General features: G+C 61.0%; 15 protein-coding genes and 3 tRNA genes. 2 read left to right on the top strand and 16 right to left on the bottom strand.

All coding sequences use genetic code 11. From position 1 onward, the window contains the following. Nucleotides 1-8: 8 nt before the first annotated feature. Genes fusA through rpsL form a run of 3 tightly spaced genes read right to left on the bottom strand, consistent with a single transcriptional unit; the run spans nucleotide 9 to nucleotide 2,969 of the window. Complete coding sequence (gene fusA / locus ACMDCR_RS14075; RefSeq protein WP_413993114.1) at nucleotides 9-2,084, bottom strand: elongation factor G; 2,076 nt, start codon at nucleotides 2,082-2,084, stop codon at nucleotides 9-11. 28 nt (nucleotides 2,085-2,112) lie between these two features. After that, a complete protein-coding gene (gene rpsG, locus ACMDCR_RS14070) occupies nucleotides 2,113-2,583 on the bottom strand; it encodes a 30S ribosomal protein S7 (protein WP_284316727.1) in 471 nt (156 codons plus the stop codon). Between the two features lie 14 nt (nucleotides 2,584-2,597). Further along, the gene (gene rpsL, locus ACMDCR_RS14065) at nucleotides 2,598-2,969 is read right to left on the bottom strand and encodes a 30S ribosomal protein S12 (RefSeq protein WP_068299562.1); all 372 of its coding nucleotides are present in this window, start codon (nucleotides 2,967-2,969) and stop codon (nucleotides 2,598-2,600) included. Between the two features lie 1,414 nt (nucleotides 2,970-4,383). Between rpsL and ACMDCR_RS14060 the strand changes: the two genes are divergently transcribed. Continuing rightward, nucleotides 4,384-6,312, top strand: coding sequence for a hypothetical protein (locus tag ACMDCR_RS14060; RefSeq protein ID WP_413993113.1), 1,929 nt, complete (start codon nucleotides 4,384-4,386; stop codon nucleotides 6,310-6,312). Between the two features lie 286 nt (nucleotides 6,313-6,598). Here ACMDCR_RS14060 and rpoC read toward each other — a convergent pair whose 3' ends face one another. The 13 genes from rpoC to ACMDCR_RS13995 form a co-directional block, all read right to left on the bottom strand. Beyond that, the gene (gene rpoC / locus ACMDCR_RS14055; protein ID WP_413993112.1) at nucleotides 6,599-10,798 is read right to left on the bottom strand and encodes a DNA-directed RNA polymerase subunit beta'; all 4,200 of its coding nucleotides are present in this window, start codon (nucleotides 10,796-10,798) and stop codon (nucleotides 6,599-6,601) included. A gap of 138 nt (nucleotides 10,799-10,936) precedes the next feature. Beyond that, entirely contained in the window at nucleotides 10,937-15,058 is a 4,122-nt protein-coding gene (gene rpoB / locus ACMDCR_RS14050) for a DNA-directed RNA polymerase subunit beta (protein ID WP_413993111.1), read from the bottom strand. Nucleotides 15,059-15,376: 318 nt separating this feature from the next. Beyond that, entirely contained in the window at nucleotides 15,377-15,757 is a 381-nt protein-coding gene (gene rplL / locus ACMDCR_RS14045; protein WP_284316722.1) for a 50S ribosomal protein L7/L12, read from the bottom strand. Nucleotides 15,758-15,808: 51 nt separating this feature from the next. Further along, nucleotides 15,809-16,327 carry a 50S ribosomal protein L10 gene (rplJ, locus tag ACMDCR_RS14040; protein ID WP_413993110.1) on the bottom strand — a complete coding sequence of 173 codons (519 nt, stop codon included), beginning with the start codon at nucleotides 16,325-16,327 and terminating at the stop codon, nucleotides 15,809-15,811. A 783-nt stretch (nucleotides 16,328-17,110) separates the two neighbouring features. Then, entirely contained in the window at nucleotides 17,111-17,809 is a 699-nt protein-coding gene (rplA, locus tag ACMDCR_RS14035; protein ID WP_413993616.1) for a 50S ribosomal protein L1, read from the bottom strand. Between the two features lie 4 nt (nucleotides 17,810-17,813). After that, nucleotides 17,814-18,245, bottom strand: coding sequence for a 50S ribosomal protein L11 (gene rplK, locus ACMDCR_RS14030; RefSeq protein ID WP_413993109.1), 432 nt, complete (start codon nucleotides 18,243-18,245; stop codon nucleotides 17,814-17,816). 134 nt (nucleotides 18,246-18,379) lie between these two features. After that, on the bottom strand, nucleotides 18,380-18,913 hold the full coding sequence (nusG, locus tag ACMDCR_RS14025) for a transcription termination/antitermination protein NusG (protein ID WP_284316717.1): 534 nt from the start codon (nucleotides 18,911-18,913) through the stop codon (nucleotides 18,380-18,382). A 9-nt stretch (nucleotides 18,914-18,922) separates the two neighbouring features. Beyond that, nucleotides 18,923-19,120, bottom strand: coding sequence for a preprotein translocase subunit SecE (gene secE / locus ACMDCR_RS14020; protein ID WP_284316716.1), 198 nt, complete (start codon nucleotides 19,118-19,120; stop codon nucleotides 18,923-18,925). Nucleotides 19,121-19,301: 181 nt separating this feature from the next. Then, nucleotides 19,302-19,377, bottom strand: a tRNA-Trp gene (locus ACMDCR_RS14015). A 217-nt stretch (nucleotides 19,378-19,594) separates the two neighbouring features. After that, nucleotides 19,595-19,921 (bottom strand): YbjQ family protein, encoded by a 327-nt coding sequence (locus ACMDCR_RS14010; protein WP_413993108.1) that lies wholly within the window; start codon nucleotides 19,919-19,921, stop codon nucleotides 19,595-19,597. A 150-nt stretch (nucleotides 19,922-20,071) separates the two neighbouring features. Then, nucleotides 20,072-21,262 (bottom strand): elongation factor Tu, encoded by a 1,191-nt coding sequence (gene tuf / locus ACMDCR_RS14005; protein ID WP_284317121.1) that lies wholly within the window; start codon nucleotides 21,260-21,262, stop codon nucleotides 20,072-20,074. A gap of 139 nt (nucleotides 21,263-21,401) precedes the next feature. Then, a tRNA-Gly gene (locus tag ACMDCR_RS14000) sits at nucleotides 21,402-21,475 on the bottom strand. Between the two features lie 22 nt (nucleotides 21,476-21,497). Beyond that, a tRNA-Tyr gene (locus ACMDCR_RS13995) sits at nucleotides 21,498-21,582 on the bottom strand. Nucleotides 21,583-21,795: 213 nt separating this feature from the next. On the opposite strand from ACMDCR_RS13995, the gene ACMDCR_RS13990 reads away from it, so the two are divergent. Next, nucleotides 21,796-22,569 (top strand): TrmH family RNA methyltransferase, encoded by a 774-nt coding sequence (locus ACMDCR_RS13990; RefSeq protein WP_413993107.1) that lies wholly within the window; start codon nucleotides 21,796-21,798, stop codon nucleotides 22,567-22,569. The last annotated feature ends 162 nt before the right edge of the window (nucleotides 22,570-22,731 follow it).

The following is a 22,731-nucleotide window of genomic DNA, read 5'->3' as shown; positions in this document are numbered from 1 at the left end:
CAAACGGATCAGGCGTACTTCGCCTGGATTTCAGCAGCGACGTTGGACGGCGCCTGTTCATAATGATCGAACTGCATCGTGTAGCTGGCGCGGCCCTGGGTGAAGGAACGCAGCTGGTTGACGTAGCCGAACATGTTCATGAGCGGAACCATGGCGTTCACGACATTCGCGTTGCCGCGCATGTCCTGGCCCTGGATCTGTCCACGCCGGGAGTTGAGATCGCCGATGACCGAGCCGGTATATTCCTCCGGGGTCACGACCTCGACCTTCATGATCGGCTCGAGCAGGACCGAATGGCCCTTCTGCAGGCCCTCACGAAGAGCGGCGCGCGAAGCGATTTCGAAGGCCAGGGCCGACGAGTCGACTTCATGGAAGGCACCGTCGATCAGCGTGACCTTGACGTCGACAACCGGGAAGCCGGCGACGATGCCCGCACCCAGAACCGAGTTGAGGCCCTTTTCGACGCCGGGAATATATTCCTTGGGCACCGAACCGCCGATGATCTTCGACTCGAACTCGAAGCCCTTGCCGGGTTCGTTCGGCTCGACGATGAACTTCACGCGGGCGAACTGGCCGGTACCGCCGGTCTGCTTCTTGTGGGTGTAGTCGATCTCGGCGCGCTTGGTGATCTTCTCGCGGAAGGCCACCTGCGGAGCGCCGACATTCACCTCGACCTTGTGGGTACGACGCAGAATGTCGACCTTGATGTCGAGATGGAGTTCGCCCATGCCCTTGATGATGGTCTGGCCGGATTCCTGGTCGGTCGACACGCGGAAGGACGGATCCTCCGAAGCCAGCTTGATCAACGCCAAGGCCATCTTTTCCTGATCCGCCTTGGTCTTCGGCTCGACCGCCATTTCGATGACGGGCTCGGGGAATTCCATGCGCTCCAGGATCACAGGATGGTTGGGATCGCAAAGCGTATCGCCCGTGCGGGTATCCTTGAGGCCAACGAGGGCAACGATGTCGCCAGCATAGGCCTCGGCGATTTCCTCGCGGTTGTTGGCATGCATGAGAACCATGCGGCCGACGCGCTCGGTCTTCTCGCGGCTCGAGTTGAGGAGCGAAACGCCCTTCTCGAGCTTGCCGGAATAGATGCGGCAGAAGGTCAGAACGCCATACTGGTCGTCCATGATCTTGAAGCCGAGGAGCGAGAGAGGCTCGCTGTCCGACGACTTGCGCTCGACTTCCGCTTCCGTCTTCGGGTCGATGCCCTTGATGGCGGGAACATCGACCGGCGACGGCAGATAGTCGACCACAGCATCAAGAAGCGTCTGCACGCCCTTGTTCTTGAAGGCAGAACCAGCGAGGACCGGGTAGAAGGCGCCCGTCAGGACGGCCTTGCGGATGAGTCTCTTCAGCGTCGCTTCATCCGGCTCCTGGCCATCGAAGAAAGCCGCGAGCACATCGTCATCCAACTCGACAGCGGCCTCGATGAGGATGTTGCGATACTCGTTGGCCTTCTCGACCATGTCCTCGGGGATCGGCAGATTGGCGTCGAATTCGGCGCCAAGCGATTCACCCGACCAGACAACAGCCTTCATGCGGACGAGATCGATCACGCCCTTGAAGTTGTTCTCCGAACCGATGGGAAGCTGGATCGCGATCGGCTTGGCGCCGAGGCGCTTCACGATATCGTCGAGGCACTTGTAGAAGTCGGCGCCCGTCTTATCCATCTTGTTGGCGAAGACGATGCGCGGAACCTTGTACTTGTCGCCCTGGCGCCAGACGGTTTCCGTCTGCGGCTCGACGCCCTGGTTGGAGTCGAGAACGCAAACCGCACCGTCGAGCACGCGCAGCGAACGCTCGACTTCGATGGTGAAGTCGACGTGGCCGGGGGTGTCGATGATGTTCAGCCGCTTGCCGGCCCAGAAAGCGGTCGTCGCGGCGGACGTGATGGTGATGCCGCGCTCCTGCTCCTGAGTCATGAAGTCCATCGTGGCGGCGCCGTCATGGACTTCGCCGATCTTGTGGGACTTGCCGGTGTAATAGAGGATCCGCTCCGTGGTCGTGGTTTTACCGGCGTCAATATGCGCCATAATACCAAAGTTACGGTAGTCCTCGATCGCGTGGGTACGGGCCATCGTGTGATCCTCGGTCCTGTCTTCCGGCTTACCAGCGGTAATGCGAGAAGGCGCGGTTGGCTTCCGCCATCCGGTGCGTGTCTTCGCGTTTCTTCACGGCATTGCCGCGATTGTTGGAGGCGTCGAGCAGCTCGCCCGAGAGCTTCTCTTCCATGGTCTTCTCGTTGCGGTTACGGGCCGCGCTGAGAATCCAACGGATGGCGAGAGCCTGGCGACGCTCGGGACGAACTTCGACCGGGACCTGGTAGGTCGCGCCGCCGACGCGGCGCGAACGGACCTCGATCGCCGGAGCGACGTTCGACAAGGCCGACTGGAACACCGTGATCGGGCTCTGCTTGGCCTTGGCTTCGATGCTGTCGAAAGCGTCATAGACGATCTTTTCGGCAACCGACTTCTTGCCATCATACATGATGGCATTCATGAACTTGGTCACGACGAGATCACCGAACTTCGGGTCCGGGATGATCTCACGCTTCTCTGCACGATGGCGACGGGACATGGCGAACTCTTCCCTTACTTCGGACGCTTCGCGCCGTACTTCGAACGGCGCTGCTTGCGGTTCTTGACGCCCTGGGTGTCGAGAACGCCGCGGAGAATGTGATAACGGACGCCGGGCAAATCCTTCACGCGGCCGCCGCGGATCATGACCACGGAATGCTCCTGAAGGTTATGGCCTTCGCCGGGGATGTAGCCGATGACCTCGAAGCCGTTGGTGAGACGCACCTTGGCAACCTTACGCAAAGCCGAGTTCGGCTTCTTCGGGGTCGTCGTATACACGCGAGTGCACACACCGCGCTTCTGCGGGCATGCTTCCAGGTGGCGCGCCTTCTCGCGATACACTTTCGGTTCGCGCGGCTTGCGGATCAGCTGGCTAATGGTTGGCATCGTTCGCCCTTCAAAATCGATTAGCACGTCCTTGCGAACGCACTGCTTTGCCCTGCGTGGACAACCACGCAAAACGAAACCGCGCCAGCTTCCCGTTTAGGGGATGCAAGCGCGACACCTACAGAGGATCGCGACGCAGTGCGTAACGATCATGGCCGGAACTGTGTCTTGGTAGTCCGGAGGCAGCGTCTAAGCGATCAAGTTCCGCGTCTCTGAAGACAGCAGGAACAACACGGCTTACCGCCTGCCCTGAAAGTGAGGCCGTCTTTAGCCGCCGACTCGGCTCGCGTCAAGCAGAAAGAGTGTCAAAAACGACCAATAAAACCTTCATTGGCAGGATGTTGGTTTGCGCACGGCAATCCCACCGTCCGGAGACCAACGAGGGCCATGACAAATGTCTCGCGATCCCAGCTCTAAAGCAAAGGCTCCGATTTACTGCCGGGCGAGAGCCATAAGAGCGTCGGCCACAGCCCGGGGATTATTACACTGAAGCGTGTAGCTGATTGCCGGCGTCCTCCCGAGTTCAGCGACCTCGGAAGTGTAGTAGTATTCGGCTTCGTCCCCCCTGCGATGCCAAAAATCCGATAATTCGAATTAACATGAGCATCGTGAGCCAAGATGAGCTGTCGAGCTTCCGGCAGGGCAAACACAGCGGCATGGAATGCGGAGCCGAGGGCGCCGATGACAATCTGTCTTCCCCTGAATACAAGCATCTGATCTCCGAGAGAATTTTGTTCAGTATACACAATATCCGAACCAAGAGTGTCCAAGTAATTTTCTATATCTCTCCATTAATTATGCCTGACTTCTCACTTTGTACTTGGATTTTAGTAGAAAACTGGCCCTTCATTGATCTCAACAGGTCAATTTACTATGATATTCTTACATAATTTTGCAAACGGGCCTCGCGCAGCGCCATGATGTACCCTCTCAGACGGGAAGAGGTTCTCAAACCGCACAGAAAATGTCGCGACAGCGGCTTGGTTTAGTCCTCCTGAATCAGAAATCGACCTCTTTGATATTATCCGGTCACAACGGCCCCAGAGTGGGCGAGATGATCAGGGCCCTGTGAGAACAACTACGATATCTCCCGCCCTCTCGCCCCCACTTCAATCCAATTGAGATGGCCTTCTTCAAGCTTGAGGTCGACCTGCGCAAAGCCGCACAGCGGGCCCTCGATGTCCCTTGGAAGACCGCCGGCACCATCATCGATATCCCCCGGCCCGATGAGTGTCGAAACTGCTCCTATGCCGCTTGAAGCGATGCAGCCCGGTCAGAAAACGCTCAAGTATCCAAACACAATTACTTCACCAATCCGTAAGGGAAGATATACTTCATGAAATCGCAAATCACCTTGACTGGAGTTGTGTCGCGCGTAAATTCGCAGCGTTTAATGTAAATTGGAGGCTAATAAATGTCACTATTCCGTAAAGAAATAGCGACTGTCTTGCTCTTTTGCGTTTCATTCATCGGTGCAGCGACAGGCGCATTTGCGGCATGGCCGACGCGAATCGATGACGCAGTGCTACGCTCCTATGGCTACATCGGTGACGGCGGTTCCCATCCCCTGTCGAGCATCGCAACCTATAACGGGGTGAGCACGTCCCAGTGGCAGCTCTCGAACTGGCAGGCCGTGCTCCCCGCGGCCACTAGCATGAGCGACGAGATCGACGGCGCCGTGGTCAACTCCCTCATAAAGGGCGCGACGCAGCAGGGGAGCCCGAGCATCTCGTTTCAATTCGGAACCGGAACGGCGGAGTTCTCTCAGCCCATCACGGCTTGCGGGATCAATCTCACTATCAAGGGTACGGGAACGCGATCGACGATCCTGGCCTTCGGCCAGCGGGATACCAGCGGCAACAAGACGATCAGCATCAACGCGCTGAATTTCTGTGCGGACAAGTCTCCTGCGACCTCAGCCACCAGCCTGATCACCGTGGAGGACCTTTACCTCCTGCAGGAGCTCTCCTGGGGAACGCCGCCAACCGCGACATCCCAGGCGATCAATATCATCGGCAAATCACCAATTACAACGGGTGATTTCTATACGACCGCCGCCTATATTTCGAATGTCGATGTGTTTCAGTTCGGAAACTGCTTGAACGCGGAATACCTCGCAAATACGACTGTATCCCGTCTGTATTGCAGAGCGGGCGTCAACACCGCGTCCAATGCGGAGCCAGCAACCGGCACCGGCATGAAATTCGTTGGAAGCGCAGATTTCATCGTCCATGTCTTCAATTCAAGCCTCGGCCAATTCCAGACCGGCATGGATATTGAGGCTCAAGGTGGTGCGTTCGAGGATGTCCTCGTCAAGGATACCAATATCGGGCAGGTCAAGGGCTGCGTGAAAATCGGCGCATTGAACAGCGACGGCACGCCGAATAACAATTACTCCCCCCTGCAATACACCATCGACAATATGGCCTGCAGCGCCACATCGAGCTTCGTCGAGGCCCAGAATGCGAGCCATCTGAACATCCATGGCGGGACATGGCTGGTGTGGTCACCCACCGGGAGAACCGTTGCGCAGGGCAATGACTGGGTGGCGACGGGCGCCGACTTCTTCAAGTTCTGCCGCGTCGAGAATGCCATCCTGAGGGATGCCTGGGTCTCGGCCGACGGTTCGCCGCTCACCTTCAATTCCTATGTCTACGTCAAGGGAGACAACGAGACCGACGGGAAGTGTAATGCTTCCGGTGCCGCGATCGACGTCCGGCTCCTCGACAACAAGTTCAGCTATTTCAATCTCGGCACCGTTCCTCACCTGATCTATGTCGGACACAATGCCGTAGGAACGCAGGCCCGCGGCAACACGTTCAGCAAATATTTTAACGTGACGTCCGACCCGCCGCTCAACACGCAGACGGTAAACAGCAGCAACAGCCCGACCGGCAACACGGTAACTGCCTATTCGTGGGGGACGACCGACCCCAACGCGGCTCTCTTCTTCAAGCCAGCCGGCGAGAGCATTCCGGTGGTCTCGAGCGCGACGACTGTCCTCAACGCCACCGAGACGAGCGTCGGCACGGCGACCCTAACGCCCGGCGTGTGGACCTGCAAAGGCATGATCAATTATTCGCCATCGACCAACACCACCTTCTCGCAACTCGATGCCTATATGTCGACTACCGCTCCGCCAGCTTATCGCACACCGTCGGACACCATGTATCAGGACTTTAACAAAACCTTCCTGCAGCCGGTGAACTTGCCGGTCTCTGGAAGAACCTTCGATCTTTCGACGGCTACCCAGGCGACCACCGTGTATCTGACGGCCTACGCGGTATATACGACTGGAACCATGCAGTCCTCCTTTGCCGGCGACTGCACGCGCGTCCGATAAGCAACGCCCAGGACGGACAGTGTCAAGACCAGGAGCCTGCCAAGCCTATGCCGATCGCAGCGCCGGGGTTGGCGGTTGCACCAGGTCCTGCAGGGCTCTTCTTCTCGCCGGGGGCGATCCAACTGCTAGCGAGCAAGTCGGGCCAGGAGCAAGCTGAGGAATTCTTCACCCTAGACGTTAGGTCCAGATTCTTCACTGGCGACTATTTGACTTCACTGCAAATACAAAAAGGGGCCATTTCTGGCCCCTTTCTCGTTAGCATTCAGTCTCTCAAGACAAAGACATTTCACTCTGCCGCCGGCAGAGCCACGACTTCGCTCTCAGCAGCGGGGACCGGCGTGCCGGCCTCCGACTGCTTCTGCTGCAGGATGAGGTCGTCGCGGCGCTTGGCGATCTCGCGGACACGCGCGATCTGGGCACCGGTGCCGGCCGGGATGAGACGGCCAACGATGACGTTTTCCTTCAGGCCCTCGAGCGCATCCGACTTGCCGTTGACGGCAGCTTCGGTGAGCACACGGGTCGTTTCCTGGAACGAGGCTGCCGAGATGAAGGAGCGTGTCTGCAGCGAGGCCTTGGTGATGCCGAGCAGCACCGGATGGCCCGTCGCAGGCTTCCTGTTCTCTTCGATCGCCTTGGCATTGGCCTCATCGAACTCGATGCGGTCAACCTGCTCGCTGGGCAGGAACTCGGTCTCACCGGCGTCGGTGATCTCGATCTTCTGCAGCATCTGGCGAACGATCACCTCGATATGCTTGTCGTTAATCTGCACGCCCTGCAGGCGGTAGACTTCCTGGATTTCGTTGACCAGGTAGGCGGCCAGTTCCTCGACGCCCTTGACCGCAAGGATGTCATGCGGAGCAGGATTGCCATCGACGATGAAGTCACCCTTTTCCACGACGTCGCCGTCCTGGAGATGGATGTGCTTGCCCTTCGGGATCAGATACTCCACCGGCTCCTGATCAGCCTCGTGCGGCTGGATCGTGAGTCGGCGCTTGTTCTTGTAGTCGCGGCCGAACTGGATCGTGCCGGTGATCTCGGCGATGATCGCCGCATCCTTCGGACGACGTGCTTCGAACAACTCGGCAACACGCGGCAGACCGCCGGTGATGTCGCGGGTCTTGGCACTCTCCAAGGGCACGCGGGCGATGACGTCGCCGGCGTGCACCTTCGCACCAGGTTCGACCGAGATGATCGATTCAGCCGCCAGGAAGTAGCGGGCATCGCCACCACGGGACAGCTTGGAGATCTTCCCGTCGGCACTCTTGATGACGAGGGCCGGACGCAGATCCGCCGAGCGGTTCGAGGTCCGCCAGTCGGAGACGACGCGCTTGGTGATACCGGTCGATTCGTCGGCGCTTTCGTTGACCGAAACACCGTCGACCAGATCCTCGAAGCCCACGACGCCTTCGATTTCGGTGATCACCGGGCGGGTATAGGGGTCCCACTCGGCGATGCGCTGGCCACGCTTGATCTTGTCGCCGTCATCGACCTTGACGCGCGCACCGTAGGGCACGCGGTTGACCGAGCGCTCCGTGCCGTCATGGTCGAGAACCACCACTGCCAGGTTGCGGGCCATGGCGATCAGCTCGCCCTCCGAATTGCGCACGACGGTGCGGTTACGGATCTTGACCGTGCCTTCGAAGGTCGACTCGATATTCGACGTCTCGTTGATCTGCGCCGCGCCGCCGATGTGGAAGGTACGCATCGTCAACTGCGTGCCCGGCTCGCCGATGGACTGCGCCGCGATGACGCCGACCGCTTCACCCATGTTGACGCGCGAACCACGCGACAGGTCGCGCCCGTAGCAGGTGGCACAGACGCCGTTCTTGGTTTCACAGGTCAGCACCGAGCGGATCTTGACTTCCTGCAGACCGGAAGCCGCGATCAGGTCGACCGCCTTTTCGTCGATCATGCCGCCCATCGGCACGATGATGGCGCCGTTGGAAGGATCGGTGATGTTCTGGGCAGCCGTACGGCCGAGCACACGCACCCCGAGCGAGGCCACGATCTGGCCGGCATCGATGATCGCACGCACGCCGATGCCACCCTGCGAGCCGCAATCGATCTCGGTGATGATCGAATCCTGGGCGACGTCGACGAGACGGCGCGTCAGATAGCCCGAGTTCGCGGTCTTCAAGGCGGTGTCGGCCAGACCCTTGCGGGCGCCGTGGGTCGAGTTGAAGTACTCGAGCACGGTGAGGCCTTCCTTGAAGTTCGAGATGATCGGGCTCTCGATGATCTCGCCCGACGGCTTGGCCATCAGGCCGCGCATGGCGCCGAGCTGGCGCATCTGGGCCGGCGAACCACGGGCCGAGGAGTGAGCCATCATGTAGATGGAGTTGATCGGCCGGTCGCGGCCGTTCTCGTCCTTCTTCACGGCCGAGATGCGTTCCATCATTTCCTTGGCGAGGAAATCGGCGCACTTGGCCCAGGCGTCCACCACCTTGTTGTACTTTTCGCCCTGCGTGATCAGCCCGTCATTGTACTGCTGCTCGTAGTCCTTCGCGAGAGCGTCCGTCTCGGCAACGATCTTCCACTTGTTCTCGGGAATGACAATGTCGTCCTTGCCGAAGGAAATACCGGCCTTGAAGGCGTTCGAGAAGCCAAGCGTCATGATGCGGTCGCAGAAGATGACCGCTTCCTTCTGGCCGACATTACGATAGACGACGTCGATGAGGGCGGAGATCGCCTTCTTCGTCATCAAATTGTTGGCGGCGTCGAAAGTGACCTTCGGGCTCTTGGGCAGCAGCTCGGCAAGCTTCACACGACCGGGGGTCGTGTCATACATCTTGCTGATCTCGTTGCCGTCGGCGTCGACGCCCTTCCAGCGCCACTTGATCTTCGTGTGCAGCGTGACAACCTTGCTGTCGAGCGCATGATCGAGCTCGCCGATATTGCCGAAGGTCATGCCCTGACCGGGCATGCCGTCCGACATCAGCGTCACGTAATAGAGCCCGAGCACGACGTCCTGCGAGGGCACGATGATCGGCTGACCATTGGCCGGATGCAGGATGTTGTTGGTCGACATCATCAGGACGCGCGCTTCCAGCTGCGCTTCGAGCGACAGCGGGACGTGCACGGCCATCTGGTCACCATCGAAGTCCGCATTGAAAGCGGTGCAGACCAGCGGGTGAAGCTGGATCGCCTTGCCTTCGATCAGCACCGGCTCGAAGGCCTGGATGCCGAGGCGATGCAGCGTCGGAGCGCGGTTCAGCAGCACCGGATGTTCGCGGATGACCTCATCGAGGATATCCCAGACTTCCGGCTTCTCCTTCTCCACCAGCTTCTTGGCCTGCTTGACGGTTGCAGAAAGCCCCTTGGCGTCGAGACGCGAATAGATGAAGGGCTTGAACAGCTCGAGCGCCATCTTCTTCGGCAGGCCGCACTGATGCAGCTTGAGCTCGGGACCGACCACGATCACCGAACGGCCGGAATAGTCGACGCGCTTGCCGAGAAGGTTCTGGCGGAACCGGCCCTGCTTACCCTTGAGCATGTCTGACAGCGACTTCAGCGGACGCTTGTTGGCGCCGGTGATGACGCGGCCGCGACGGCCGTTGTCGAACAGCGCGTCCACAGCTTCCTGCAGCATGCGCTTTTCATTGCGGATGATGATGTCGGGCGCGCGCAACTCGATCAGCCGCTTCAGGCGATTGTTTCGGTTGATGACGCGGCGATAGAGATCGTTGAGGTCCGAGGTCGCAAAGCGGCCGCCATCCAGCGGCACCAGCGGACGCAGATCCGGTGGGATGACCGGAACGGCAGTCAGGATCATCCATTCCGGCTTGTTGCCCGATTGGATGAAGGCCTCGATGATCTTCAGGCGCTTGGCGAGCTTCTTCGGCTTGAGCTCCGACGTCGACTCGGCGATCTCCACGCGCAGGTCCGCCGCGATCTTCTCCAGATCCATGGCGCGCAGCATCTCACGGATCGCCTCGGCGCCGATCATCGCGGTGAAGCTGTCCTCGCCATACTCGTCCTGAGCGCGCGCGTACTCCTCCTCGGAGAGGAGCTGACGCTCCTTCAGCGGGGTGAGGCCGGGCTCGATCACGACGTAGTACTCGAAGTACAGGATGCGCTCGAGATCCTTGAGCGTCATATCCATCAGGAGGCCGATGCGGCTGGGCAGCGACTTCAGGAACCAGATATGGGCGACGGGCGCGGCAAGCTCGATATGGCCCATGCGCTCGCGGCGGACGCGCGAGAGCGTGACTTCGACGCCGCACTTCTCGCAGATCACGCCCTTGTACTTCATACGCTTGTACTTGCCGCACAAGCATTCGTAGTCCTTGATCGGTCCGAAGATACGCGCGCAGAACAGGCCGTCGCGCTCAGGCTTGAACGTACGGTAGTTGATGGTCTCCGGCTTCTTGATCTCGCCGTAGGACCAGGACAGAATTTTCTCCGGCGAAGCGATCGAGATCTTGATCTGATCGAAGGTCTGCGGCTGCGCCACCGGGTTGAAGAGATTCATGACCTCTTGGTTCATGGCCGTCTCCAGTTTTGCACAAGGCGGGGCCAAACACCCCTGCCCGCGCTGATGAAATCTGTTGGGGGGCGGGTCCTCGGACCCGCCTCGTCGCGTCAAATGAGGGACGGGCCGGTCTGAAGACCAGCCCCCCAAGTCTTACTCGGCAGCTTCCGCCGGCGGCAGCATCTGGTCGGCGTTGCGCAGGCCGGTGAGCTCGACGTTGAGGCCGAGCGAGCGCATCTCCTTGACCAGCACGTTGAACGATTCTGGAATGCCCGCCTCGAAGGTGTCGTCGCCGCGCACGATGGCCTCGTAGACCTTGGTGCGGCCGGCAACGTCGTCCGACTTGACGGTGAGCATTTCCTGCAGCGTGTACGCCGCGCCATAGGCTTCGAGCGCCCACACCTCCATTTCGCCGAAGCGCTGGCCGCCGAACTGCGCCTTGCCACCCAGCGGCTGCTGCGTGACCAGCGAGTACGGACCGATCGAACGGGCATGGATCTTGTCGTCGACCAGATGGTGCAGCTTCAGCATGTAGATGTAGCCGACAGTCACCTTGCGATCGAAGGGATCGCCCGTGCGGCCGTCATAGAGCTGCACCTGGCCCGAGGCGTCGTGGCCGGACATCTTCAGGAAGTCGACGATGTCGCTTTCCTTCGCGCCATCGAAGACCGGGGTTGCGATCGGCACGCCGCGGCGGAGCGTCGAGGACATGTCGACGAGCTCGCGCTCGTCCATGCCTTCGATTTCCTCGTTGGCGCCGTAGATCCTGTCGAGCGTGCCCTTCAGCTGCTTGACACCCTTGCCCTTCCTATACGCATCGATGGCATCGCCCACGAGCTTGCCCAGACCGGCCGCCGCCCATCCCAGATGGGTTTCGAGGATCTGACCGACATTCATGCGACTCGGCACGCCGAGCGGGTTGAGCACGATATCGACCGGCGTGCCGTCCTCGAGGAACGGCATGTCCTCGATCGGCATGATGCGCGACACGACACCCTTGTTGCCATGACGGCCGGCCATCTTGTCACCCGGCTGGATCTTGCGCTTCACCGCGACGAAGACCTTGACCATCTTCATCACGCCCGGAGGCAGTTCGTCGCCGCGCTGCAGCTTCTCGACCTTGTCGAGGAAGCGCTGTTCAAGGCGCTTCTTGGACTCGTCGTACTGCTTGCGCATGGCTTCGATCTCGCTCATCAGAGCGTCGTCGGCCACCGCGAAGTTCCACCACTGGGAGCGCGGATATTCCTGCATGATGTCGGCAGAAAGCACCGTCTCCTTCTTGAAGCCTTTCGGCCCACCGATCGCCGCCTTGCCGTCGAGGATCTCGAGCAGGCGCTGATAGACGTTGCGGTCCAGGATCGCCTGCTCGTCGTCACGGTCCTTGGCGAGGCGTTCGATTTCCTCGCGCTCGATCGCCTGGGCGCGCTCGTCCTTGTCGACGCCATGGCGGTTGAACACGCGCACTTCGACGATGGTGCCGGTAACGCCCGGGGGAACGCGCAGCGAGGTATCCCGCACGTCGGAGGCCTTCTCGCCGAAGATGGCGCGCAGGAGCTTTTCTTCCGGCGTCATCGGGCTTTCGCCCTTGGGCGTGATCTTGCCGACCAGGATGTCGCCAGCCTGCACCTCGGCACCGATATAGACGATGCCAGCTTCGTCCAGGTTCTTCAGCGCCTCTTCCGAGACGTTCGGAATGTCGCGCGTGATCTCCTCCGGACCCAGCTTGGTGTCGCGGGCCATCACTTCGAACTCGTCGATGTGAATCGACGTGAAGACGTCTTCCTTTGCGATGTTCTCGGAAAGGAGGATGGAATCTTCGAAGTTGTAGCCGTTCCAGGGCATGAAGGCGACGAGGACGTTGCGGCCGAGCGCCAGCTCGCCGAGTTCGGTCGAAGGACCGTCAGCGATGATGTCACCCTTCTTGACGATGTCGCCCACGCGCACCAGCGGCTTCTGCGTGATGCAGGTCGACTGGTTGGAGCGCTGGAACTTCATCAAGCGGTAGATGTCGACGCCCGACTGGGTCGGATCGAGATCGGCCGTGGCGCGGATGACGATACGGGTCGCGTCGATCTGGTCGACCACGCCGGTGCGGCGGGCAGCAATCGCGGCGCCGGAGTCTCGGGCCACCACGCTTTCCATGCCGGTGCCGACGAACGGCGCATCGGCGCGCACCAAAGGCACGGCCTGGCGCTGCATGTTCGCACCCATCAGCGCACGGTTGGCGTCGTCATTCTCGATGAAGGGAATGAGGGCGGCGGCAACCGAAACGAGCTGCTTGGGCGAGACGTCCATATAGTCGACGCGCTCGGGCGCGACCATCAGCACGTCGCCGGCATGGCGGCAGACCACGAAGTCCTCGGTCAGGCGGCCATCCTTGTCGAGCGGGATGTTCGCCTGTGCGACGTAGTACTTGCCCTCTTCCATCGCCGACAGATAGACGACCTCGGGCGTGACCTTGCCGTCGCGGACGCGACGATAGGGCGCCTCGATGAAGCCGTACTTGTTGACACGGGCGAAGGTGGCCAGCGAGTTGATCAGACCGATATTCGGGCCTTCCGGCGTCTCGATCGGGCAGATGCGGCCGTAATGCGTCGGGTGGACGTCGCGCACCTCGAAGCCCGCACGCTCGCGGGTCAGACCACCCGGGCCAAGGGCCGAAAGACGGCGCTTGTGGGTGATCTCCGAGAGCGGGTTGGTCTGGTCCATGAACTGCGAGAGCTGCGAGGAACCGAAGAACTCGCGCACGGCCGCAGCCGCTGGCTTGGCGTTGATCAGATCCTGCGGCATGACCGTGTCGACGTCGACCGAGGACATGCGCTCCTTGATGGCACGCTCCATGCGAAGCAGTCCGACGCGATACTGATTCTCCATCAGCTCGCCGACCGAACGTACACGGCGATTGCCGAGATGGTCGATGTCGTCGATCTCGCCCTTGCCGTCGCGCAGGTCGACCAGCGTTTTCACCACCGCCAGGATGTCGTCCTTGCGCAGTACGCGGACGGTATCCTCGGCGTCGAGGTCGAGGCGCATGTTCATCTTGACGCGGCCGACCGAGGAGAGATCGTAACGCTCCGAATCGAAGAACAGCGACTGGAACATCGCTTCGGCTGAATCGATAGTCGGCGGCTCGCCCGGACGCATCACGCGGTAGATGTCGAAGAGAGCCTCTTCGCGCGAGTTGTTCTTGTCGACCGCCAGGGTGTTGCGGATATAGGCACCCACGGTGACGTGGTCGATGTCGAGCACCGGAATCTCGTGGAAGCCCTCGTCGCCAAGCAATTTGAGGTTCTTCTCGGTGAGCTCGTCGCCAGCCTCCAGATAGATCTCGCCCGTCGAGACGTTGACGATGTCCTCGGAGACGTAGCGCCCCACCAGATCCTCGTCGGTCACGCGCAGCGCCTTGAGGCCCTTGTCGGCCAGGGCACGCGCGGAACGGGCAGTGAGCTTCTTGCCGGCTTCCACCACGACTTCGCCGGTATCGGCGTCGACGAGGTCGATCGAGGGCTTGACGCCCTTCAGGCGGTTCCAGTCATAGGGAACGCGCCAGCCAGCCTTGTCTCGGACATAGGTGATCGAGTTGTAGAAGGTCGACAGGATCTCTTCGCCGTCCATGCCGAGGGCAAAGAGCAGCGAGGAGACCGGGATCTTGCGGCGGCGGTCGATGCGCGCATGCACGATGTCCTTGGCGTCGAACTCGATGTCGAGCCAGGAACCGCGATAGGGGATGATGCGCGCGGCGAACAGGAGCTTGCCCGAAGAATGGGTCTTGCCCTTGTCGTGGTCGAAGAACACGCCCGGCGAACGGTGCATCTGCGAGACGATGACGCGCTCGGTGCCGTTGACGATGAAGGTGCCGTTCATGGTCATGAGCGGCATGTCGCCCATGTACACGTCCTGCTCCTTGATATCCTTCACGGAGCGGGCGCCAGTTTCCTCGTCGACATCGAACACGATGAGGCGCAGCGTCACCTTGAGCGGCGCGGCAAAGGTCATGCCGCGCTGGCGGCACTCGTCGACGTCATATTTGGGCGCCTCGAACTCGTACTTGACGAATTCGAGCATTGCCTTGTTGGAGAAGTCCGAGATCGGGAAGACCGACTTGAAGACGGTCTGCAATCCCTCGTCCGTCCGCCCGCCTTCGGGCTCCTCGACCTGGAGAAATTGATCGTAGGAAGCCTTCTGAACCTCGATCAGGTTCGGCATCGTCGCGACTTCGCGGATTTTTCCGAAAAACCGGCGGACGCGCTTGCGGGCAGTGGTCGTCTGAGCCATGTGGTCCTCGTCCTCTAATGCAATCCCGGTGGGAGGGTCCGGCATCGCAGGCATTTGCATTGGCAGAGAGGGGAAAGAGCCCTTCCCGGCCCGGCGACGCATCGCGGGTGCGCTGCATCGCTAAATCGTCAGCCGGCAAGCCGGCCCTTCGCCGTTTTTGCGGCGGACCGGAAAACCCCGAACTCCACCTTGGAGCCTCGAGGTCCTCGGGTCCGCCGCCCCGGCATTCCGGTCCAAATCCAAACGAGGTCTGGCCCAAAACGCCGAAAAGGCCCCGGGGAAAACCCCCGGAGCCGGTAACGCCTGACACAAGCTCGATTACTTGAGCTCGACCTTGGCGCCGACCTTCTCGAGGGTCGCCTTGATCTTGTCGGCTTCTTCCTTGGACACGGCTTCCTTGACCGGCTTCGGAGCAGCTTCGACGAGGTCCTTGGCTTCCTTGAGGCCGAGGCCCGTGATGGCGCGGACTTCCTTGATGACTTCGATCTTCTTGTCGCCGATGGCGGCGAGAACGACCGTGAACTCGGTCTGGACTTCAGCCGGAGCGGCGGCAGCAGCGCCACCACCAGCCGGAGCGGCCACGGCGACGGCAGCAGCAGCCGAAACGCCCCACTTCTCTTCCAGAGCCTTGGCGAGCTCGGCGGCCTCGAGCACGGTCAGGCTCGAGAGGTCATCAACGATCTTTTCAATCTTGGACATTGTCCATAATCCTTGTTTGGTTCGTACCGGTTTATCGGATTGCGAACGGCCTTACGCCGCTTCGTCTCGTTTGGCATAGGCTCCGAACACGCGGGCCAGCTTGGCAGCCGGTGCGTTGACGACCTGAGCGATCTTGGTGCCCGGGGCCTGGATGAGGCCGACGAGCTTGGCGCGCAGTTCGTCCAGAGACGGCAAGGTCGCGAGCGCCTTGACACCATCCTGGTTCAGAGAGGTCTTGCCCATCGCGCCGCCGAGGATCACGAATTTCTCGTTGCCCTTGGCGAAGTCGACGGCGACCTTCGGTGCAGCCACCGGATCGCTGGAATAAGCGATCAGGGTCGGCCCCTTCAGAAGAGGCGCGATGGAAGCCACATCCGTGCCATCGAGAGCGATCTTGGCGAGGCGGTTCTTGGCGACCTTCACAGTCGCGCCAGCCTGCTTCATCTGCTTGCGCAGGTTCTGCATCTGGGCGACGGTCAGGCCGGAGTAGTGAGCCACGACGACAACCCCAGTGGTCGAGAAGACCTCCTGGAGAAAGCCGATGAACTCCTGCTTTTCCGCTCTTTCCACGTTGCTCTCTCCGGTTGCAGCATTTCGTGACACGAGAATGCTGACCGTTGCACTTGCCGCCTTCGCGAGCGTCCGGCGAACCGGGCCGTTGAAGACGACGTTTGAGTGCCTGTCCCCCGGCAAGCGAGCATGCGTCAATATGACACATGCCCCGATGACAGGTGCGTCGGATCGAACCAATTCACGAGGCAACCGCGAGGCGGATACCGAAAACCGGTCTTCCCCGTCTATGCAGGCCAAAAGGAGAGCTTTTGAGGGCATCTCGCTGGCAATTAAGCGGGTTTCCCCGCGCCTGCAGTCTCGGACAGGACATGGCCGTCCGGGTTCGAAAACCCTTTCGACCAGTCAGCCATCCGGATTTCTCCGGACAGCAAAAATCCCGGGCTGTTTACACATCCCAGGTTCATGAACCTTTGATCAGTCCAGTGAGAAGCGCGATATAGTCCCTCGGAGCCGGAATGCCAAGAGGGAATTTTGGTACCAGTGTCACTTTTTCGCGACGTCTTCGAAGCGCTTTGGCTCACCCATTCCAAATAAGAACTCCGCGCTATCTTATCAAGGTCCACCGTCGTCCGCCCCCGGATCTGAGGTCGGGCGCGCGGCCTCGATGCATCAACGGCGCTGCATCGATGATGCCCCCTCCTGCACGGCCTCTTCCATTGGGCGAGGCAGGCAAAACGGAGTGAGGTACATCAGCAGCGAGGACATGGTGTCTGCGCTCCCAGCAAAAAGCCCCGCCGAAACAGCTTCGGCGGGGCTCTGTATTTCAACTGATCAGATGGATCAGGCGCTCAGAACCGAGGCCGGATCGATCTTCACGCCCGGGCCCATGGTCGAAGACAGGGCAACGCGCTGGACATAGGTGCCCTTGGCGCCGGTCGGCTTGGCTTTGAGCACGGCGTCGGCGAAAGCCTTGATGTTCTCGGCGAGCTTGTCGGCCGAGAAGGAGGCCTTGCCCACGGCGCCGTGCACGATGCCGGCCTTCTCGACGCGGAACTCGACCGAGCCGCCCTTCGAAGCCTTCACCGCCGAGGTGACGTCCATGGTCACGGTGCCGACCTTCGGGTTCGGCATCATGCCGCGCGGGCCGAGCACCTTACCAAGGCGGCCGACCAGCGGCATCATGTCCGGAGTGGCGATGCAGCGATCGAAGTCGATCTTGCCGCCATTGACGATCTCGACGAGATCCTCGGCGCCCACCACGTCGGCACCGGCGGCGCGGGCTTCATCAGCCTTGGCGCCACGGGCGAACACGGCCACGCGCAGGGTACGGCCCGAACCGTTCGGCAGGTTGCACACGCCGCGGACCATCTGGTCGGCATGGCGCGGGTCGACACCGAGGTTCATGGCGATCTCGACGGTCTCGTCGAACTTGGCCTTGGCGCGCTCCTTGACGAGAGCGACCGCCTCGTCGAGGCCGTACAACTTGATGCGGTCAATGCCTTCCTTGGCCGCGCGAATACGCTTTCCGTTAGTAGACATCATATCACCCGACGATCTCGAGGCCCATAGACTGGGCGGAACCCTTCACCATGGCCATGGCCGACTCAACCGAATCCGTATTGAGGTCGGGCAGCTTCTTCTCGGCGATCTCACGAATCTGAGCCATCGTGATCTTGCCGGCCTTGGCGCCCTTGCCGGGGGTCTGGGAACCGGACTTGATGCCGGCAGCTTCCTTGACCCAATAGGAGACGGGCGGCAGCTTGAGTTCGAAGGTGAAGGAACGGTCCTGATAGGCCGTGATGATGACCGGGATCGGCATGCCCTTGGTCATCTGCGCGGTCCTCGCATTGAAGGCCTTGCAGAATTCCATGATGTTCAGACCGCGCTGACCGAGCGCGGGGCCGATGGGCGGCGACGGGTTCGCGGCGCCGGCCGGAACCTGAAGCTTGACGTAGCCCGTAATTTTCTTCGCCATTTGTTGCTCCTGTGCGGGTTGCCCCGCGGTTAACAGCCATCACGATGATGGCCAGAGACCGCCGAAGCGGCCGGAGTTTCGCGGTTCGGTTCGTTCAGGCGGCGACCAGCCTGAAGTCCCCTCCCGCGTACGGATCAGACCTTTTCGACCTGCCCGTATTCGAGTTCGACCGGGGTGGCCCGGCCGAAAATGGAAACCGCCACCTTGAGGCGGGCGCGGCCCTCGTCGACTTCCTCGACGATGCCGTTGAAGGATGCGAACGGACCGTCCGCGACCTTGACCTGCTCGCCAACCTCGAAGCTGACGGAGGGCTTGGGCCGCTCGACGCCGTCGGCGACCTGTCCCTTGATGCGCTCGGCCTCGCGGTCCGGAATCGGCGCGGGCTTGGCCTTGTCGGCGCCAAGGAAGCCGGTAACCTTCGGCGTATTCTTGATGAGGTGATGCACCTCATCCGTCAGGTCGCATTTCACCAGCACATAACCTGGGAAGAACTTGCGCTCGGTGTCGACCTTGCGGCCACGGCGAACCTCGACGACCTTCTCGGTCGGCACCAGGATCTCCTCGAACAGGTCCTGCAGCCCGCGCTGGGCAACCTGCTCGCGGATCGACTGGGCGACCTTGTTCTCAAAGTTCGAATAGGCGTGAACGATATACCAACGCTTGGCCATGGATCTTTCCTAACGGCCCAGGGTGAGAATAAAGCCGACGGCGGCGTGCATCAGCGTATCGGCGACCGAAAAGAAGATCGCCATGATGATCACGAAGACGAAGACCATAAGGGCCGTGATCAAGGTTTCCCGGCGGGTGGGCCAGGTGACCTTGTTCGTTTCATTGCGAACCTGCCGCAGGAACTCCAATGGAGTCGTCTTTGCCATCGTTCTCTACCGCCTCGACCGGGACCAACGGCCCTCGGTACTCATTTCGAAATCCCGCCCCGCAAAAGCAAGGCCGGGCCTGAATTCTAATTTGCCAACACAAAACCGAGGGTGCGGCGAAGCCCCATCCCTCGGCTTGCATGACAGAGCGAAAAAAGCTGATCGCCTCATCCGCGTGAATTGGCAGGAGCAGTAGGGATCGAACCTACGACCTACGGTTTTGGAGACCGTCGCTCTACCAGCTGAGCTATACTCCTACGCATTAACAGCGCGGCGCTTACATAGCCGCGCAAACGATTTGACGCAATCCCGTAGATGGGGGTGCCTGCGTAAAAAAATCGCCGGGAGCGCGGACGTCTCGTCCGCTCTTTAGGCGGTCTGGCTCGAGAGTGAAGCGCCGCCTTTGGAACAAACGCCACGCCCTTGTTAGCCACGCTTCGTTTCAAGAGCGGACGAGACGTCCGCGCTCCCAGCTTAGGTCTGGATAGGCTCCACCTGCACCGCCGAGCCATAGGCAAGCACTTCGGTTATGCCGTCCATGATCTCGTTGGCGTCGTAGCGCATGGCGATCACGGCATTGGCGCCCAGGTCCTGCGCGTGCCGCACCAGCAGCTCGTAGGCCTCCTGGCGCGCCGTCTCGGCCAGGTTGGTATAGACCGAAAGCTTGCCGCCGAAGACCGACTGGATGGCCCCGCCGAGATTGCCGATCACGCTGCGCGAGCGCACGGTGATGCCGCGCACGACGCCGAAATGCCTGGTGATACGATAGCCGGCAAGGTCATTGGTGGTGACGACGATCATGAGAGCCTCCTCGAAAATCGGCGGGCGGGCCTTCAGACCCGGATTCTGGCCCAGATATGTGCGCTTTCCAGGCGGGTCTGAAGACCCCCCAAACAAAACCGGCGCGGTCTTCGCCCGCGCCGGTCTGCAATCGACAAGAGTTGCCGAATCTTACTCGATGATGGCGGCGACGACGCCGGCGCCGACGGTGCGGCCGCCTTCACGGATGGCGAAGCGCAGCTTCTCTTCCATGGCGATCGGCACGATCAGGCTCACCGTCATGGCGATGTTGTCCCCCGGCATCACCATCTCCGTGCCTTCCGGCAACGTCACGATGCCCGTCACGTCCGTGGTCCGGAAGTAGAACTGCGGACGGTAGTTGCCGAAGAACGGCGTGTGGCGACCGCCCTCTTCCTTGGTCAGGATGTAGGCCTCGGCCTTGAACTTGGTGTGCGGCTTCACCGAACCCGGCTTGCACAGAACCTGGCCGCGCTCCACGTCCTCGCGCTTGGTGCCGCGCAGCAGCGCACCGATGTTGTCGCCCGCCTGGCCCTGGTCCAGAAGCTTGCGGAACATCTCAACGCCCGTCACCGTCGTCTTCTGCGTCGCACGGATGCCGACGATCTCGACTTCCTCGCCGACCTTCACGATGCCGCGCTCCACGCGCCCCGTCACCACCGTGCCGCGCCCCGAGATCGAGAACACGTCCTCGACCGGCATCAGGAAGGGCTGGTCGATCGGACGCTCGGGCTGCGGGATGTAGTCGTCAACCGTCTTCATCAGCGCCAGGATCGCGTCATGCCCGATCTCCGGAGACTTGTTCTCCAGCGCCATCAGCGCCGAGCCCTTGGTGATCGGAATGTCGTCGCCCGGGAACTCGTACTTCGACAATAGCTCGCGAACCTCAAGCTCGACCAGCTCCAGAAGCTCCGGATCGTCGACCATGTCCACCTTGTTCAGGAACACCACCAGCGCCGGAACGCCAACCTGGCGCGCCAGAAGAATGTGCTCGCGCGTCTGCGGCATCGGACCGTCCGCCGCAGACACAACCAGGATCGCACCGTCCATCTGCGCCGCGCCCGTGATCATGTTCTTCACATAATCCGCATGCCCGGGGCAGTCCACATGCGCATAATGACGGTTCTTCGTCTCATACTCCACATGCGCCGTCGAGATCGTGATGCCGCGCGCCTTCTCTTCCGGAGCCTTGTCGATCTGGTCATACGCCGTGAACGTCGCACCGCCCGTCTCGGCAAGAACCTTCGTGATCGCTGCCGTCAGCGACGTCTTGCCATGGTCAACGTGACCAATCGTGCCGATGTTGCAGTGCGGCTTGTTGCGTTCAAATTTCTCTTTGGCCATAGCCCCGTTTCCAGCATTGGAGGATTGGGTATTTCGCCGGTGCGAAATATCGGGCGGGTCGATAGGGGTTTTTGGAGCGGCGCGCAAGAAAAGAATGGCGCTAAATCGTGTCCCTGCTCGAATTCAGACCGGAAAGGGTTGGAGCGGGTGGAGGGAATCGAACCCTCGTATTCAGCTTGGAAGGCTGCTGCTCTACCATTGAGCTACACCCGCACTCCAAACAGACAGTGGACGTTGGTGGAAGGGGTTGGATTCGAACCAACGTAGGCTGAGCCAACGGATTTACAGTCCGTCCCCTTTAACCACTCGGGCACCCTTCCAGCACGTCCTTCCGCAACGCTGTAAGGCCGTTGCGAAACCGAAGCGATCGAGTGGCGCGACCGCTTCGTTTGAGGGCGCCGTTATGGTGAGGGGAAAGAGACCTGTCAACCCAAAAGGCGACGTTTGCCCGTGACTTTCTGCACTTCGTGCGTGACAGGGCTTTTTTTGCGGCGCCAGCCGTGCAATGGGCTCTCCTCGGTACGGAGAAAGAGATGAACGACAGGGATCGCAGGGGCCATCGCGGCCACCATCGGGGCTATGCGGAGCAGGCAACGCTGGACACGGTGGTTATCTATGGCTGGCATCCCGTGCGCGAGGCCCTGCAGAATCCGGTCCGCAAGCTCAAGCGTCTGCTCGCGACCGAAAATGCGCTGAAGCGCCTTGCCGAAGAAAACGTGTCGACCCGAATCAAGCCCGAGATCGTGCGTCCTGCCGAGATCGACCGTCTGCTGACGCCCGATTCGATCCACCAGGGGCTCTATCTTGAAACCGCTCCCCTGCCCGCCCCCGCCTTCGGCGATCTCGGCCCCAACGATATCGTGCTGGTGCTCGACCAGATCACCGACCCGCACAATGTCGGCGCCATCATCCGCTCGGCATCGGCCTTCAAGGTGGCCGCGATCATCACAACCGAGCGCCATTCGCCCGCAGCCACGGGCGTGCTGGCGAAATCGGCCTCCGGCGGGCTCGAACATGTGCCGGTGGTCTCAGTGCGCAATCTCGGCGATACGCTGGACGAGATGGGCACGAGCGGGGTGATACGAATCGGCCTCGATTCCGAAGGTCCGGCCACGCTGGAGGGCACTGATTTCCACGGCCCCCTGGCCCTGGTGCTCGGGGCCGAAGGCAAGGGCTTGCGGCAGCGCACGCGCTCGCTGTGCGATGCCCTCGCGCGGCTCGACATGCCGGGCGCGATCAAGAGCCTGAACGTCTCCAATGCCGCCGTGCTGGCGCTGTATGTGGCGAGAATGAAAGTACCGGTGTGAGGTCGGCGGGGGCGCGAGAATCCGTGCCACTCTTGGAAGCAGTGCGTGGAAAGGAAGGCACATTTGGTGTGCCGGTCCTCAGACAGGCATCTTGCCTGCGTCGTCGTCGGGGACATACCCTTCCCGCCACATAGATTTCAAGTCGATGTGGCTGAGAAGACC

Source organism: Labrys okinawensis (genome assembly GCF_047345005.1).
Classification (GTDB): domain Bacteria; phylum Pseudomonadota; class Alphaproteobacteria; order Rhizobiales; family Labraceae; genus Labrys; species Labrys okinawensis.
This window is presented reverse-complemented; position numbering and strand designations above follow the sequence as displayed.

Excerpts from the sequence above, each read along its gene's own strand:
- fusA (WP_413993114.1), bottom strand. The coding sequence starts at position 2,084 with ATGGCCCGTACCCACGCGATCGAGGACTACCGTAACTTTGGTATTATG.
- rpsG (WP_284316727.1), bottom strand. The coding sequence starts at position 2,583 with ATGTCCCGTCGCCATCGTGCAGAGAAGCGTGAGATCATCCCGGACCCG.
- rpsL (WP_068299562.1), bottom strand. The coding sequence starts at position 2,969 with ATGCCAACCATTAGCCAGCTGATCCGCAAGCCGCGCGAACCGAAAGTG.
- ACMDCR_RS14060 (WP_413993113.1), top strand. The coding sequence starts at position 4,384 with ATGTCACTATTCCGTAAAGAAATAGCGACTGTCTTGCTCTTTTGCGTT.
- rpoC (WP_413993112.1), bottom strand. The coding sequence starts at position 10,798 with ATGAACCAAGAGGTCATGAATCTCTTCAACCCGGTGGCGCAGCCGCAG.
- rpoB (WP_413993111.1), bottom strand. The coding sequence starts at position 15,058 with ATGGCTCAGACGACCACTGCCCGCAAGCGCGTCCGCCGGTTTTTCGGA.
- rplL (WP_284316722.1), bottom strand. The coding sequence starts at position 15,757 with ATGTCCAAGATTGAAAAGATCGTTGATGACCTCTCGAGCCTGACCGTG.
- rplA (WP_413993616.1), bottom strand. The coding sequence starts at position 17,809 with ATGTCTACTAACGGAAAGCGTATTCGCGCGGCCAAGGAAGGCATTGAC.
- rplK (WP_413993109.1), bottom strand. The coding sequence starts at position 18,245 with ATGGCGAAGAAAATTACGGGCTACGTCAAGCTTCAGGTTCCGGCCGGC.
- nusG (WP_284316717.1), bottom strand. The coding sequence starts at position 18,913 with ATGGCCAAGCGTTGGTATATCGTTCACGCCTATTCGAACTTTGAGAAC.
- secE (WP_284316716.1), bottom strand. The coding sequence starts at position 19,120 with ATGGCAAAGACGACTCCATTGGAGTTCCTGCGGCAGGTTCGCAATGAA.
- ACMDCR_RS14010 (WP_413993108.1), bottom strand. The coding sequence starts at position 19,921 with ATGATCGTCGTCACCACCAATGACCTTGCCGGCTATCGTATCACCAGG.
- tuf (WP_284317121.1), bottom strand. The coding sequence starts at position 21,262 with ATGGCCAAAGAGAAATTTGAACGCAACAAGCCGCACTGCAACATCGGC.
- ACMDCR_RS13990 (WP_413993107.1), top strand. The coding sequence starts at position 21,796 with ATGAACGACAGGGATCGCAGGGGCCATCGCGGCCACCATCGGGGCTAT.